This window comes from Francisella sp. AG1 (assembly GCF_057683165.1).
On sequence record NZ_CM173135.1, the window covers coordinates 1970847 to 1986498 of the forward strand.

A 15652-nucleotide genomic window follows, 5' to 3' on the forward strand; every position below is an offset into this window, starting at 1 on the left:
TTAAATCAATTTATTAAATATAAAAAACTTGAGAGGAGTTTTTATGTCAAAGTTTGTCTATGCCTTTAGTGAAGGCAATAAATCTATGCGTAATTTACTAGGTGGTAAAGGTGCTAATTTAAGTGAAATGTTAAATAGCGGCTTGCCTGTGCCAGATGGTTTTACAGTCACTACAGAGGCTTGTCTAAAATATTACGATAACCGTCAAAAATTAAATAAAACTACAAAAGAGCAAATCTTTTCTCATATTGCAGATTTAGAAAAAAGAACTGGTAAAACTTTTGGTAACGGTAATAATCCTCTTCTTGTATCAGTACGTTCAGGAGCAAGGGTTTCTATGCCTGGTATGATGGATACTGTTTTAAATTTAGGTTTAAATGACGAAGTAGCTAAAGCTATGGTTGCTAAGACAAATAATGAGCAATTCGTATACGATAGCTATAGAAGATTTATAATGATGTTTGCAGACGTTGTTATGGATTGTGAGAAAAAACCCTTTGATAAAATTCTTGATGAAAAAAAATTAAAAAGAAAAGTAAAAAATGACTGTGACCTAAATGCTCAAGATTATAAAGACATTGTTGCTGAATATAAAAAGCTTTACAAAAATCTTGTTGGTGAAGAGTTTCCAACAGACCCTATCAAGCAGCTACTATCTGCAATAGAAGCTGTATTTAGATCTTGGAATGCTGAAAGAGCTATTATTTATAGAGAGATCAATAATATCTCCAATAACTGGGGTACAGCAGTTAATATTCAAGAAATGGTTTATGGTAATTCTGGTGATAATTCAGGGACAGGTGTTGCCTTTACAAGAGACCCATCTACTGGCGAAAGCAAGCTTTTTGGCGAATACTTGATAAATGCTCAGGGCGAAGATGTGGTAGCAGGTACTAGAACCCCGGCTCACATATCTACACTTAAAGACAAAATGCCTGAAGTTTTTAATGATTTTGTAAAAATTGCTAACAATCTTGAAAAAGTATATAAAGATATGCAAGATATGGAGTTTACTATCGAAGATGGTAAGCTTTTTATGCTACAAACCAGAAATGGCAAGAGAACCGCTAAGGCTGCTATCAAAATTGCTGTTGATATGGCAAAAGAAGGACTTATCTCAAACGAAGAAGCTGTAATGATGGTAGAACCGCAACTATTAGAACAATTACTTCACCCTAAATTTGATGATAAAGCCTTAGCATCTAAACGTCCACTTGGATCTGCACTTGGTGCCTCACCAGGAGCAGCTAGTGGTAGAATTTATTTCGATGTTGAATCTCTACTTGCAGCAAAAACTAGGGGTGAAGAAAAAACCATATTAGTTAGAGTTGAAACATCTCCTGAGGATATCGCAGGAATGAATGCTTGTAATGGTATTCTAACTCTACGAGGAGGAATGACTTCACATGCTGCTGTTGTAGCGCGTGGTATGGGTAAATGTTGTGTATCTGGACTAGAATCTGCACGAATTGATGAAGAAAAAAAGACAATAACTTTTGAAAGAGGGCAAATGTTCTCAGAAGGCGATTATCTATCACTAGACGGTACAAAAGGAAGTGTATATCGAGGTATTATCAAAACTGTTGATCCTGAAGTTACTGAAGATTTTGAAGAATTCATGAAATTTGTAGATAAAGTCCGTAAACTTCGTGTGAGATGTAATGCTGATACATATAAAGATGCTTCTATTGCAAGAGCTTTTGGTGCTGAAGGTATTGGCTTATGCCGTACAGAACATATGTTTTTTGAAGAAGACCGTATTTCTTATGTTAGACAAATGATTTTAGCTAAAGATAAAAAAGAAAGACAAAAAGCATTAGATAAACTACTTCCTGTCCAACAACAAGACTTCGAAGAATTATTTGAGGCTATGGATAGCTTAGCTGTGACAGTTAGATTTATCGACCCCCCTCTTCATGAGTTTTTACCCCATGAAACTGATGAAATTGATGCTTTAGCAAGAGAATTCAATATCAGTTATAATGAGTTAGAAGCTAGAATTGAGGCTCTAAGCGAAATGAATCCTATGATGGGTCATCGAGGCTGTAGATTAGCGGTAACTTATCCTGAAATAATAGAAATGCAAACTAAAGCAATTATATACGCTGCTATTTCAAGTAAACGTATGGGGATTGAGGTTAAACCTGAACTTATGATCCCTCTGGTTAGTACTCTTGGAGAATTTAAACTTTTGAGTGGTATAGTTAGAGAAGTTGCTAATACTATTTTAAAACGTGAAAAAATTGACATTGATTATAAAATTGGTGTCATGCTTGAAACTCCACGTGGAGCTATAGGTGCAGGTTTATTAGCTGAAGCAGGTAGCGAATTTTTCTCATTTGGTACAAATGACTTAACTCAAATGACTTTTGGTTTTAGTAGAGATGATGCAAATAAGTTTATTCGTGACTACCTTGAAAAAGGAATTTTAAGTTTCGATCCATTTGCTAGATTAGATCCTAAAGGAGTTGGCAAGCTAATGGAAATGGCAAAAGAAGGAGTCAAAGCTGTAAACCCTAATGCTAAAATGGGGATTTGTGGTGAGCATGGAGGAGAACCTTACTCTGTAGGTTTTTGCCATGATTTAGGTTTAGATTATGTATCTTGCTCACCTTTTAGAATTCCTATCGCAAGATTATCAGCAGCTCAGGCAAAAATTTATGCTGCGCGTAAGTAATTTTACTTAATAACTAGGTTTTGTGAACAAAAACAATTTCTCATCATGGTCAACAAGTTAGTTTAATCATTCCTAGATATGCTGAAATGGTTTTGTATTTTACCCCTAGATTATCTGCTATTTCTCGTCTATTTACATCTGATTGTAAACATAATTTAACAGCCGTATCTTTAAATTCTTTTGTATATCTTTGGTAACCCTTTTTCTTAACACCTAAGTGTCCCAAACTGGAGGGTATGATCAGTATTTGATTTACAATGAATAACACAGTCTCAGAGGATATAACTTTTGTACTATATACATTCTGCAGTAAGTCTATAGCTACTTTGCTATCATGAATTTTACCCTCTGATAGTAGTATTTCGATCGGATTACCTAAAGCATCAGTCATAGCATGAATCTTGGTGGTTACTCCTCCAACTGATCTGCTAATTGTTTGATTATTATATCCTATAACTTTCTGTAACTTTCTGTAACTTTAAAAAAAGTTAAAATATTTGACCAGAGCACTTCTTTTATATGATAATTCATTTGCTAAACCATTCGTATTTATTGTCTTTCAACTTTTAAATAACAACGGTTTAGTTATTTTCAAGCTAATTTAGATTTTTTACAGAAACTAACTTTCTTCCTCAAAGTAAACTTTAGTAGAAAGAGAATACCATTGATATATCATTTCAAAACTCAAGTTTTCTAGAAGTCTTTTAAAATCTTCTCTAACTCTCTTGCTACGCCTTATTCCTACATAAACTCCAGGTTCAGCCTCTGTTTGCCTTCTTCCAGTTAAATAATAAAAAAACTCCTGAAAAATAGGACTTTGGCAAAGTTGGTATTTATAAAAATCATCTATTGCAGTGAGGATATACGTTAATAAAGAATGTTCGTTAACATTAATACTACCAGAGTAGTTATCATCAACTTGCTGTACAAAATCTATGATAATATTAAGCACAGCTATTATTGCTTCATCAACAATATATACTCCTCTATTAAATAAATCATCTTGAAATTTAATTGCTCTATTAAAACCTGATTCACCATGCTGATGAAAAATACCATGATCCCCTCGCTGCTGATATCTATCTATATACATTTGTGTAAAACCAAGCAGTTTACTTTTTAACAATCCAAGCTCTTCTATTAAAGTATGATCATCATAATAAGCTAGATTTCTATAATATTCTTGTTTAAAATAATCATAATAATGGTTTTCTACTCGACCTGTATAATTATGATAGACTAATTTATCAGAGCTGCCATCAAGAGAACCTTCTCCACTGATTTTATAATTAGAACCATAATCTAATAAAACAGCTGTATCATTTTCTAGATCGAACTGTCTACTAGGTATTGACACAGATATTCTATCGTAGCAAACAACTGATGTCTTAATAAAACCATACCTATCCAATTCATCCATCAAATATGCTGAGAATCTCGATGGATCGCATACAAGCATGAATATTTGTAAATTATACCTTGCATCATAAGGAATATACTCATTTAAAAGTCTTGCTAATAAACGATAATTAATTTCAAATTTTTCTTCTATTCCATAGATTCTTTGAGTTATACTCGAATCATATTGATTACCGTGGGCATTTATATATATTCTTGAATGAGGTTTTAACCGAATTAGCTCATTAGCAATCATTTCTTCAGCAATTTGTGTATTAGTTTTTTCTTGAGATATATTCCAAGCTTGCTCCTCAAAATACTCATCTCTACCATCATATGGAAAATTAATCGATACTAAAGGCATTTCTAAAGTTGCTAAAGATTTACGCTTCCTTTCTGTTGCTACTCTTATTTTTGTTGCTACTTTAGGAAATAACCCCCCACTTCTGCCATAATAATCATCAGCATATTTTTGATATTCAAAATAAGATGACTTATGTGTTTTATGAAATATTCTTTGCTCTCGATTTTGGTAAAAAAATTCTTGCGTTTCAATTGGATTATCTCCATGAAAGCTAATAAAGAGAGATTTCTTAAATTTTGGCATTATATTTAAAATTTAATAGAAATAAACATTATATCAATTAAATAGTAGTTATATAATATTTTTTAGAGCATTGATAAATAATTTATATTGATTCTTTATAGACTAATGCAAAAACTATATTTACACCAAAATATTATCTGTCTACAATAAATAGATATCTTAAAATATTGGTTCTTAACAATGCCGTTATAATTAAATTTAACTATAAAACACAAGAAGGAAAAATGTACAAAATAATTGATTTTTATACAAAAAAAGAAGTCTCTACTAATAATTTTGTTTTTGCGGGCGAGGATCGACCTTGGGAAATCCAAATGGACATCGAAAAAATTCGTAGCAAAATTAATATAGACTATTTCACTCAAGCCTCTCCTTGCCTTACAAAATATCTTCCATTAATGCCAATACGCAACCCTTCAGAATTTGTTTCGCTGAGAGAAAATGCTACGCCTTTAATAAAAAGTAAAGTTATTGGTAAAGAGCTTGGTATTAATCTTTATTTTAAAGTAGAAGGCAAAAACCCTACAGGATCATTTAAAGATAGAGGCTCAGCTATAGATATAACTATTGCAAAAGAGCTTGGAGCAAAAGGGATAGTATTAGCATCAACTGGAAATATGGCAGCTTCATGTGCTTGCTATGCAGCTGCAGCTAAAATGCCTTGTTTTATTATAGTTCCAGAAGGCGTATCAATGTCTAAACTAGCTCAAGTTATGTCTTATGGTGGCAAGATTGTACAAGTAAAAGGTAGCTATAATGATGCTGCCAAACTTGCTTACGACATAGCAAAATCAAAAGATTTTTTCTTAGCTGGGGATTATGCATTCAGAGTCGAAGGGCAAAAAACTGCGGCTTTTGAAATTATTGATCAGATGCTCTTTCAAACACCAGATGAAGTAATCATACCTATTGGGTGTGGTACAAATATGACTGCCTATTATAAAGGGTTTTGTGAGTATAAAGAGCTAGGATTTATCAATAACATCCCAAGGCTAACTGGGGTACAATCTACAGGTGCTGACTCCCTCTATAGAGCATTCAGTGTTAACAAAAATAGAGTTGAGCCATTAAAATTTTCTAATACAATTGCTACCGCAATAGCAGTCCCTTATCCAATAGATGGTGATAAAGCTATTGATGCTATCTATAACACAGCAGGTCAAGCATCTGCTGTAAGTGATATAAAAATGCTTGAAGCTCAATATATGCTCTCAACCAAAGAAGGGCTCTTTGTTGAACTTGCTTCTGCATCAACGATTGCTCACTTATATAAAAAACATGGTTTAGGTGAACTACAAAAAGACCAAACTATAGTATGTGTTCTTTCTGGCGAAGGCCTTAAAGATCCAAGTGTAGTCCTCAAGTCAGCAATTCAACCACCAATAATTTACCCTACTGAAAAAGATTTTGACAAGCTTTATGACAGCCGTTTCTTTGATAATAAAATGATGCTCTTTATAGACCAAAATAAAATTGTTTTTAGTAGCATGCCAACCTTAGAAGAAACTCAAAAAACACTAGATAGTTTATTTGGAGCAAACTACGATAAAGCTTTTATGACTAAAGTAAGAGATCTTATTAAAAGATTCTTAACAAAAGGCAAAATTATTTATGTAGCAGATATTCAAGATATTATTCAAGATGCTACTGAAATGGCATCTGCTGAGAGTAAAGATATTTTAAACGTTAAATCTTTTAAGGTAAATGTTGAGCAAGACCAAAAATCAAAAGCTGAAGTGACTGTTGAGGTAAATGACCAATTATTTTTTGCATCTAGCTCAGGTGTGGGTCCTGTAGATGCTGTATTAAAAGCCCTACGTAAAGCATGCCCAAGTGATATTATCTACAGTTTAACAGACTATAAAGTAAAAATACGTGGACAAGGTGCAGATGCTGTCGTATATGTCGAAATGAGCTTAGAAAAAAATGGTATTAAAAGTATTGGAAAATCTGTGTCACCAGATATTATCCAGGCTTCTGTGGAAGCTTTTATAGATGCCTATAATATAGCTTATATATAGAGCAAAATAAGGATGGATTTAAATATGAAAAAAGAATTAAACAAGTATAGTAAAAGACTAACAAAAGATAAGTCTCAAGGAGCTTCACAAGCAATGCTCTATGGTACAGGTATGACTGATGCTGATATGGATAAATCTCAAATTGGTATAGCTAGTGTCTGGTATGAAGGCAATACTTGTAATATGCATTTAAATCAATTAGCTCAGTTTGTAAAAAATAGCGTTGAAAAAGCAGACTTAAAAGGTATGAGATTTAATACAATTGGAGTAAGTGACGGCATCTCTATGGGCACTGCTGGTATGAGCTACTCTCTGCAATCAAGAGATCTTATTGCAGATTCCATAGAAACTGTAATGTCTGCTCACTGGTATGATGGCCTAGTTTCTATACCTGGCTGTGATAAAAATATGCCAGGCTGTATGATGGCATTAGGTAGGCTTAATAGGCCAGGCTTCGTAATTTATGGTGGAACTATCCAGGCAGGCATAATGAAAGGCAAACCCATAGATATAGTTACTGCCTTCCAGAGTTATGGTGCTTGTATATCTGGTAATATCTCCGAACAAGAGCGTCAAGAAACCATAAAAAAAGCTTGTCCTGGTGCTGGTGCTTGTGGAGGAATGTATACAGCTAACACTATGGCTTGTGCAATAGAAGCTCTAGGGATGAGTTTACCATTTAGCTCTTCAACTCCAGCAACTTCAGTAGAGAAAGTTCAAGAATGTGATAAAGCTGGTGAGGTGATAAAGAACTTATTAGAACTAGATATAAAACCCAAAGATATAATGACACGAGAAGCTTTTGAAAATGCTATGGTTTTAATAACTGTCATGGGTGGTTCGACAAATGCTGTACTTCATTTGTTAGCAATAGCTAGCTCTATGGATATTAAACTTACAATAGATGATTTTCAAACAATCTCTAATAAAACCCCAGTACTTGCTGATTTTAAACCTAGTGGTCAGTATGTAATGGCTGATTTACATGCAATTGGTGGGACTCCTGCTGTTATGAAAATGTTGCTTAAAGAAGGACTACTTCATGGCAACTGTTTAACTGTAACTGGTAAAACTCTAGCTCAAAATTTAGAGAAAGTTGCTGATCTACCAGAAAATAATAAAATTATAAATAAGCTTACAAAGCCAATCAAAAAAACTGGCCATTTGCAAATTCTCAAAGGCAACGTTGCACCAGAAGGCTCTGTAGCTAAAATCACAGGTAAAGAGGGAGAGATATTTAAAGGCATAGCCAATGTTTTTAATTCTGAAGAGGATATGGTTGTTGCATTTGAAAAAGGTAAAATAAATAAAGGTGATGTAATCGTAATACGCTATGAAGGTCCCAAAGGTGGTCCAGGAATGCCAGAAATGCTTAAACCAACATCTCTAATTATGGGGGCTGGACTAGGTCAAGATGTCGCATTAATTACTGATGGACGTTTTTCAGGAGGTTCACATGGATTTATTGTTGGCCATATCGCACCAGAAGCTCATGTTGGTGGTATGCTAGGATTACTTGAAAATGGTGATAAAATAACTATAGATGCTATAACAAATGTCATCAATGTAGAATTATCAGATCACGAAATATCTAAGAGAAAATCTAACTGGGTTAAACCTCAAGATAAAGTTTCACGTGGCACACTGAAACGCTATACAAGAACAGTCTCCTCTGCATCGACAGGCTGCGTTACAGACCTGTGATCATATTGTGAACATCAGTAAATTACAATTTACTTTAAAACTATTAATTTACTATTTCAATAAATTCAATTTCTAAATTTTCATATAAACAAAACACCATAAAAATATATTTTTTATAAATTTTACTAAAAATATATTCAAATTTAATTTTTACTTTGATAGACTGTTTAGTTAACCATTTTAAAATAGTATAACTTGTAATGACCTAGCAAATAAAAAAGGAGTACCCTATAGGAATGAAAATAACCGGTTCTCAAGCTCTAATAAAAGCTCTACAGACTGAAGGTGTTGATTGCATCTTTGGATACCCTGGCGGTGCAATAATGCCGACCTACGACGCTCTTCATCAGGCACGTGATAAAATTCATCATGTTTTAGTAAGACACGAACAAGCTGCTATACATGGAGCTGTTGGTTATGCCCGAGCTACTCAGAGAGTCGGGGTTGCTCTAGCAACTTCCGGCCCTGGAGCAACGAACCTCCTGACAGGTATCGCTGATGCACAAATTGATTCTATTCCTGTAGTTTGTATTACAGGTCAAGTTTTTAGTTCTCTTTTAGGTACCGATGCTTTCCAAGAGGCTGATATAATAGGGATGTCTGTTGCTGCTACCAAGTGGAACTACCAAATTACTGATCCTAATGAAATCCCCTACATTATAAAAAAAGCTTTTGAAATTGCTTCTAATGGTCGACCAGGGGCTGTACTTATTGATATCTCTAAAGATGCTCAGACAGCTATGATAGAATATGCTGAGGCTCAGAGCAATCCTCATGGTAAGTGGTTGCGTAAACCTATTATCGATATGGATAGTATTCTTAAAGCTTCTGAACTTATAAACCATGCTAAAAAGCCAATTATAATTTCAGGCCATGGTGTAATGATTTCTCGAGCTGAAAATTCTCTTTTAAAAATTGCTGAAAAAGCTAATTTACCCGTGGTTTGTACACTATTAGGGTTATCATCCTTCCCATATAAGCACAAGCTTTATAAGGGAATGCTGGGTATGCATGGCAATTATGCTGCAAATATACTTTGTAATGATGCAGATGTAGTATTAGCCATAGGGATGAGATTTGATGATAGGGTTACAGGTGATCTAAACCGTTACCTGCCAAATGCAAAAATCATTCATATTGAAATTGACCCATCTGAACTTAATAAAAATGTCGAGGCTGATATCCCCATAAATGCCGATGCTAAAGATGCTCTTGATGCTTTATGTCCCTATATCACAAACAACAATCATCAAAAATGGCATGATACTTTTGTTACTGAGCATGATAAAGAAATCAAAGCTGTAATAAATAAAGAAATTTCACCAATTAAAGGTGAACTTAAAATGGCAGAAGTCATCGATATGATCTCAGATAAAACTAATGGTGAAGCTATAATAGTATCTGATGTTGGTCAACATCAAATGATAACTGCTAGATACTATAAATTTGCAAAAACGAATTCTCATATTAGTTCTGGTGGATTAGGTACGATGGGATTTGCTCTACCTGCTGCTATTGGTGCAAAAATGGGAGTTGGAAATAGCAGAACTGTAATTGCAGTAATTGGAGATGGTGGTTTTCAGATGAATCTACAAGAACTTGCTGTACTTAACCAAGAAGGTATTGATGTAAAAATAATTATTTTGAACAACTCTTTTCTTGGCATGGTACGGCAATGGCAACAGCTATTCTTTGAAAGTAGATACTCATATACTGAGATTTCTTCTCCTGATTTTATAAAGTTAGCTGATGCATATGGCATAAAAGCACAGAGAGTTAATGAAAGAGATAGTCTTAAAGCAGCTATTGATACTTTCCTTGATTCAAAAGGCTCTTTCTTGCTAGAAATTATGGTTGAGAAGCAAGAAAACGTTTTCCCTATGGTTCCAGCAGGAGAATCAATAAGTAATACTAAACTAAGGATAGAGGAATAATATTATGCAAGAAAATATCTATTTCATAACAATAAATACAGAAAATACTTTATGTGTACTTCAAAGAATTTCTTCTATTCTCTCTCGTAATAGAGTGAACATAGAACAATTGACTGTTTTTGAAACAGCAAATAAGGGAATTTCACATTTCAATTTAGGTGTACACTGTACACAAGAAAAAATTGAAAAAATAGTGAAAAAACTGGCAAATGTCATTGAGGTAATTGACATAAATATTACTAGTACAATACCAAAATCTGGTGTGGTTAATACAACAGTGCCTCAACAAGAACCAACTAAACAGTTTAAAGAAGTCGCGTAAAACTAAGGAGAATAAAATGGGTAAAATGAAATTTGGCAGCACAGAGGAAACAGTTGTAACACAGCAAGAGTTTACACTAGACAAAGCTCTAGAAACTCTTAAAGATGAAACTATTGCTGTAATCGGGTATGGAGTTCAAGGGCCTGCTCAAGCACTTAACCTTAGAGATAATGGCTTTAATGTGATTGTTGGTCAGAGAGCAAATTCAAAATCATGGGATAAAGCAGTTAATGATGGATGGGTTCCAGGTAAAACTTTATTTAATGTTGCAGAGGCTACTGCAAAGGGCTCTATAGTGGTTAATTTACTATCTGATGCTGGTCAAATTGACTCTTGGGACACTATCAAAACAAACTTAAATGCTGGTGATTTATTAATGTTCTCTCATGGCTTTGGAGTAACGTATAAAGATAAAACCAAAATCATACCACAATCAGATATTGACGTTGCTTTGGTTGCACCTAAAGGCTCTGGTAGAAGTGTTAGAAAATTATTCCTAAATAAAAAAGGAATTAATTCAAGCTACGCTATAAACCAAGATGCAACAGGTAAAGCTCTTGAAAGAACAATTGCTTATGGAATAGGCGTTGGATCTGGGTACTTATTCGAAACAACTTTTGAAAAAGAGGTATATAGTGACTTAACTGGAGAAAGGGGAGTGTTAATGGGAGCTCTAGCTGGCATCATCGAAGCTCAATACGAAGTTTTACGTGCTAATGGCCACTCACCAAGTGAGGCTTTTAATGAAACTGTTGAAGAGTTAACACAATCTTTAGTCCCTCTAGTTGGCGAAAACGGTATGGACTGGATGTTTGCAAATTGTTCTACTACAGCTCAGCGTGGTGCTTTAGATTGGGCTCCTAAATTTAAAGATGCAACTAAGAATGTATTTGCTGAACTATATAGTGAAGTTAAAAATGGTAATGAAGCTCAAAGAACTATCGATAAAAATAGTTTAACCAACTATCGTGAATCTTTAGAAGAAGAGTTACAAGAACTTCATCAAAAAGAAATATGGCAAGCAGGAAAAGCTGTTCGCTCACTTCGTCCAGATAGATTTGAGGATTAATATAAGTTAATATAACTTATCTTTTCATTTTCTAAAAAATTCCACCAATCTTATAATAAAATAAATCATCTATTTTTTGATAGTTTAATAAATATATTAGCCATTGTACGAAGCATAACTACACTGAAATAACTTTTATTGCTAGCTGTAAATAGCAATCATTTAAAAATATTTATTGTAAAAGTTAGGGTCGTAAAAACTACTTTAGTTGTAGGGATAAAAACAAATTTAATTAACCAAAATATTTTTATCAACTAAATTAATATCTGTTTGTCCACAAAAACCCATTGTTCGATTTGCTTCATCGTAAAGTATTTCTAAAATACGTGATACACCCTGCTCTCCATAAGCACCTAGCCCATAAATAAATGATCGACCTATTAAACCAGCTTTCGCTCCTAAAGCTTTTGCCTTTAATAAATCCTGGCCACTACGAATACCACTATCAATTAAAACCTCTATTTTATCACCAACAGCTGTTGTTATACCTTCAAGAACAGAAATGCTTGAAACAGTTTCATCAAGTTGTCGTCCTCCATGATTAGATACGACAATAGCATCAGCACCATACTGGACAGCTTTATAAGCTTCATCAACATTCATAATACCTTTAATAATAAGTGGACCTTGCCATAAATCTTTAATCCAAGCAATATCATCCCAGCTTAATGATAAATCAAACTGGTTTGTTACCCAGTTACTCAAAGTAGTTAAGCTATAGTTAATCCGATAGTTATTTGACAATAATGTTATAATATTTAGAAAAAATGTCATCATATAGCCAAGATTTCAGAGATATCGTAATAACTAAATATAAAGAAGGCCTAACAGACAAAGAGCTAAGTAATTTTTTTAATATAGATATCCGTACTACTAGATCTTGGATAAACTTATACGAGACAACTGGTGATTATAAATCTAAGCAAGGCTTGGGTTGCGGTAGAGTAGCAACCTTTACAGATAAGGAAGCGATAGAAAGCTACTTAAGAACATATCCAGATGCAATGGCTTTAGATATTAGAGAAGCATTAGCTCCTGAAATACCTAGAAGCACATTTTATGATTGTCTTACCAGACTTGGTTTTAGTTTTAAAAAAAGACACCTAAATATAAGCAAAGAAAAGAACAAGATAGGCAAAGTTTTATAGAGGTTGTTGAGACTATTGAACCTAACAAACTTGTATATTTAGATGAAATGGGTATGGATAATAAACAGTCTGTACTAAGAGGATGGTCTCTTGTTGGTAAACCTAGCTATGGTGAAGTTATTGCTTATCAAACTCAGAGAAAAAGTATAGTTGCTGGTTATAACTATTTAGAAAAGAAGATTATAGCACCGCTAGAGTATACTGGATATACAGATACTCAAATTTTTAATCAGTGGTTTGAAGAGCATTTATGTCCTGAGTTAATTCCAAAGACTACTGTTGTTATGGATAATGCTAGTTTTCATAAGTCTCCTAAATTGGCTAAAATAGCAGAGAAGTTTGATATACAGATACTATACCTTCCTGCTTATTCTCCTGATTTAAATCCTATAGAAAAAATTTGGGCCAATTTTAAAAGAATTTTAAGAAAAGTAAATAATTCTTTTGATAATTTATCTGATGCTATTACTCACGTCTTTAGCATAATATTATCAGATTAACTATATCAGTATTAGCGACATGTCCTACAATATTACCAAAATGCTTATTACGCGTTCTAAGCATATTCATACACCATTTTGGTTTAGTTGTCATATTTGCTAGATTTTTTAATGTGATTTTAGGCGGCGCTGATAATCCATTTTTAAAATCAACATGACGCTCTCCTATCATTTGAAGGTCTACTGTTACTACAAGGGCCGAACATCTCACAGCCTTAGCTCTTTTAATTAATTTTCTAATAAAACTACGGTCTTTCATTACATATAATTGAAACCAAAATGGCATATTAACCTGTTTTGCTACAGTTTCTAAAGAGCATATTGCTTGTGTAGACATAGTATAAGGAATGCCAAATTTTTCAGCAGCTTTAGCCGCTAAAATTTCACCATCAGCATGTTGCATCCCCAAAAGACCTGTAGGAGCTAAACCTAATGGCATTTTATACTTTTGACCTAAGATTTCAGTCTCTAGAGAACGTTCCTTTATGTCATGAAGTATACGTTGCACAAATTTATATTTTTTAAAATCGTTTTCATTATCATGATAAGTACTCTCAGTCCAAGATCCAGAATCGCAATATTCTGCAAACATTTTTGGAACTTTCTTATGATACTGTTTTCTCATTTGTTCAATCGTTCTAATATTTTCAAGATTTTTAGCCATCAATTATCCTTTCTATTTAACTATAAATGCATTATTGTATTTAGGTTATCACTTGGTGATTTTTAATATATACTTAAATTTAGAATTATTTATTTCAGGAATGGAAATAATGGACTATATCACTTGTATGCAAAGCTTTATTCAGACTGCTAAACAGAAAAGTTTCTCTAAAGCTGCTCGAGCACTTAACTTACCACCATCGCAAATAACTAAGCAAATACAATGGTTAGAGAATAAACTTGAAGTAAAACTTTTTGAAAGAACCACTAAGATAAACAAATTAACACAAGCAGGTGAAACTTTTTTTGAGTATGCATTACAAATATCCCAAAGTATAAAAAATGCTCACCAAGCATTAGGCCAAATAAAAAAAGAGCCTTCTGGAAGACTAGCTATCTCTGCTCCATCAACGCTAAATAGGATACAGTTAATAGAAATTACGACTGATTTTATAATTAAATACCCAAAAATTCAGGTAATATTAAATAATTTAAATTCACCATATAGTGTACTCGATGAAAACACTGATATTGCTATTAGTAGTGTTAACTTACTAAATAATAATATTATAAAAACCCATTTGTTTTCTTTAAAACAAAGCCTATTCGCCTCACCAGGATATCTTAAAAAGAAATCTACTCCAAGTAAATGTGAGGAACTAAAAAATCATTTATGTATAGTAAATATAAAAGAAACACCTAATCTATACTGGACCACCAAATATAATCAAAAAATCCAAATTAATCCTAGCTACCTAACAGATACAACTGATAGTATGCTTATTCCTGCTATACGTGGGCTAGGAATCATCTGGGTATCTAATAGTTTTGTACAGAATGAACTAGATAAAGATTTGCTTGTTGAAATAGATATTGATGAATTTAAAACAGAGTTACCTGTTTATATGTATCATAAACAAGTAAACAAAGGTTCTATAATCAGACTCTTTGCAGATTTTATAGAAAATTATCTAAAAAACTTATAGAAAAAATAATTTAGTGGTATTAATTATTGGTCATGATTTAAATATTGCTTAAAGATGGTAAATCAATAGCCTTTGATAAATCAGAAAAAGTATTAACTATAAGATAATATTCAAAAAGTTTTTAATATTAAAGCGTAGAATTATTTACATATTAATAATTTTTAGATTAAGTTCATACAAGCAAGATAAACTAATAGAGTTATTTATAGCAGAAAATACGGCATAGGAACTAATAGCAAAGTTCCTTTTATTTAGTATGATTAGTCATATTTCAGACGCTAAAAGTAATGCCTTACTTCTTATAGTTAGAGAAAAAGTTAAGACTGATAGTCTATACTTTTAAAAGCTATAATGCTTTAGATGTTTCTAAGTTTAAGCATTACATAATTAACCATATAAATAGTATAGAAAATTTCTGAATCAAGTTAAGAGGTATATGACAAATTTAAAGTTATTCCTAGAAATAAACCCTATTCAAATATATCTGATAAATTAAAACACTTCAACAAGCAAATAGTATCTAAACATAAGTAAAAAGCTATGTGATTATAAGTATAAATCCCTTTAAACGCAAAAAGCCCCGGTAGAGGATATCTACTGGGGCTTTAATATGTTGCTCTTGT

The 15652-nt window shown here is 33.0% G+C and carries 10 protein-coding genes and 5 pseudogenes; 10 read left to right on the top strand and 5 right to left on the bottom strand.

Features of this window, described 5'->3' with window-relative positions; all coding sequences use genetic code 11:
• The first annotated feature begins 43 nt into the window (after positions 1–43).
• Positions 44–2677 (top strand): pyruvate, phosphate dikinase, encoded by a 2634-nt coding sequence (gene ppdK / locus ACR0PV_RS10290; protein WP_488172969.1) that lies wholly within the window; start codon positions 44–46, stop codon positions 2675–2677.
• 49 nt (positions 2678–2726) lie between these two features.
• Here the strand turns inward: ppdK and ACR0PV_RS10295 are convergent, their stop codons facing one another.
• The 3 genes and pseudogenes from ACR0PV_RS10295 to ACR0PV_RS10305 form a co-directional block, all read right to left on the bottom strand.
• Entirely contained in the window at positions 2727–2945 is a 219-nt protein-coding gene (locus tag ACR0PV_RS10295; protein ID WP_488174000.1) for a transposase, read from the bottom strand.
• A gap of 12 nt (positions 2946–2957) precedes the next feature.
• Positions 2958–3122 (bottom strand): annotated as a pseudogene (locus ACR0PV_RS10300) (IS5/IS1182 family transposase); the annotation flags it as partial.
• 174 nt (positions 3123–3296) lie between these two features.
• Positions 3297–4682 carry a hypothetical protein gene (locus ACR0PV_RS10305; protein WP_488172970.1) on the bottom strand — a complete coding sequence of 462 codons (1386 nt, stop codon included), beginning with the start codon at positions 4680–4682 and terminating at the stop codon, positions 3297–3299.
• A gap of 398 nt (positions 4683–5080) precedes the next feature.
• On the opposite strand from ACR0PV_RS10305, the pseudogene thrC reads away from it, so the two are divergent.
• The 6 genes and pseudogenes from thrC to ilvC form a co-directional block, all read left to right on the top strand.
• A pseudogene (thrC, locus tag ACR0PV_RS10310) lies at positions 5081–5971 on the top strand (threonine synthase); the annotation flags it as partial.
• Between the two features lie 267 nt (positions 5972–6238).
• Complete coding sequence (locus ACR0PV_RS10315; RefSeq protein ID WP_488174001.1) at positions 6239–6703, top strand: alpha-isopropylmalate synthase regulatory domain-containing protein; 465 nt, start codon at positions 6239–6241, stop codon at positions 6701–6703.
• 24 nt (positions 6704–6727) lie between these two features.
• Positions 6728–8407: a dihydroxy-acid dehydratase gene (gene ilvD, locus ACR0PV_RS10320; protein WP_488172971.1), complete on the top strand. Its 1680-nt coding sequence runs from the start codon at positions 6728–6730 to the stop codon at positions 8405–8407.
• Between the two features lie 236 nt (positions 8408–8643).
• Positions 8644–10341: a biosynthetic-type acetolactate synthase large subunit gene (gene ilvB, locus ACR0PV_RS10325; protein WP_488172972.1), complete on the top strand. Its 1698-nt coding sequence runs from the start codon at positions 8644–8646 to the stop codon at positions 10339–10341.
• Positions 10342–10345: 4 nt separating this feature from the next.
• Complete coding sequence (locus ACR0PV_RS10330) at positions 10346–10663, top strand: ACT domain-containing protein (RefSeq protein ID WP_488172973.1); 318 nt, start codon at positions 10346–10348, stop codon at positions 10661–10663.
• Positions 10664–10679: 16 nt separating this feature from the next.
• The gene (ilvC, locus tag ACR0PV_RS10335) at positions 10680–11732 is read left to right on the top strand and encodes a ketol-acid reductoisomerase (protein WP_488172974.1); all 1053 of its coding nucleotides are present in this window, start codon (positions 10680–10682) and stop codon (positions 11730–11732) included.
• 228 nt (positions 11733–11960) lie between these two features.
• Here the strand turns inward: ilvC and ACR0PV_RS10340 are convergent.
• Positions 11961–12476 (bottom strand): annotated as a pseudogene (locus tag ACR0PV_RS10340) (alpha-hydroxy acid oxidase); the annotation flags it as partial.
• A 23-nt stretch (positions 12477–12499) separates the two neighbouring features.
• Between ACR0PV_RS10340 and ACR0PV_RS10345 the strand changes: the two are divergent.
• Positions 12500–13380, top strand: a protein-coding gene (locus ACR0PV_RS10345; protein ID WP_488172186.1) for an IS630 family transposase whose coding sequence is annotated in 2 segments (ribosomal slippage) — positions 12500–12824 and positions 12824–13380 — 882 coding nt in all. Because the reading frame shifts where the segments join, the coding sequence is not laid out codon by codon here.
• Positions 13381–13390: 10 nt separating this feature from the next.
• Here ACR0PV_RS10345 and ACR0PV_RS10350 read toward each other — a convergent pair.
• Positions 13391–14044, bottom strand: a pseudogene (locus tag ACR0PV_RS10350) (alpha-hydroxy acid oxidase); the annotation flags it as partial.
• A 109-nt stretch (positions 14045–14153) separates the two neighbouring features.
• Here ACR0PV_RS10350 and ACR0PV_RS10355 point away from each other — a divergent pair.
• Positions 14154–15029, top strand: coding sequence for a LysR family transcriptional regulator (locus ACR0PV_RS10355; RefSeq protein WP_488172975.1), 876 nt, complete (start codon positions 14154–14156; stop codon positions 15027–15029).
• Between the two features lie 268 nt (positions 15030–15297).
• Positions 15298–15563: pseudogene (locus tag ACR0PV_RS10360) on the top strand (IS1595 family transposase); the annotation flags it as partial.
• Between the last annotated feature and the right edge of the window lie 89 nt (positions 15564–15652).

Excerpts from the sequence above, each read along its gene's own strand:
- ppdK (WP_488172969.1), top strand. The coding sequence starts at position 44 with ATGTCAAAGTTTGTCTATGCCTTTAGTGAAGGCAATAAATCTATGCGT.
- ACR0PV_RS10305 (WP_488172970.1), bottom strand. The coding sequence starts at position 4,682 with ATGCCAAAATTTAAGAAATCTCTCTTTATTAGCTTTCATGGAGATAAT.
- ACR0PV_RS10315 (WP_488174001.1), top strand. The coding sequence starts at position 6,239 with ATGACTAAAGTAAGAGATCTTATTAAAAGATTCTTAACAAAAGGCAAA.
- ilvD (WP_488172971.1), top strand. The coding sequence starts at position 6,728 with ATGAAAAAAGAATTAAACAAGTATAGTAAAAGACTAACAAAAGATAAG.
- ilvB (WP_488172972.1), top strand. The coding sequence starts at position 8,644 with ATGAAAATAACCGGTTCTCAAGCTCTAATAAAAGCTCTACAGACTGAA.
- ACR0PV_RS10330 (WP_488172973.1), top strand. The coding sequence starts at position 10,346 with ATGCAAGAAAATATCTATTTCATAACAATAAATACAGAAAATACTTTA.
- ilvC (WP_488172974.1), top strand. The coding sequence starts at position 10,680 with ATGGGTAAAATGAAATTTGGCAGCACAGAGGAAACAGTTGTAACACAG.
- ACR0PV_RS10355 (WP_488172975.1), top strand. The coding sequence starts at position 14,154 with ATGGACTATATCACTTGTATGCAAAGCTTTATTCAGACTGCTAAACAG.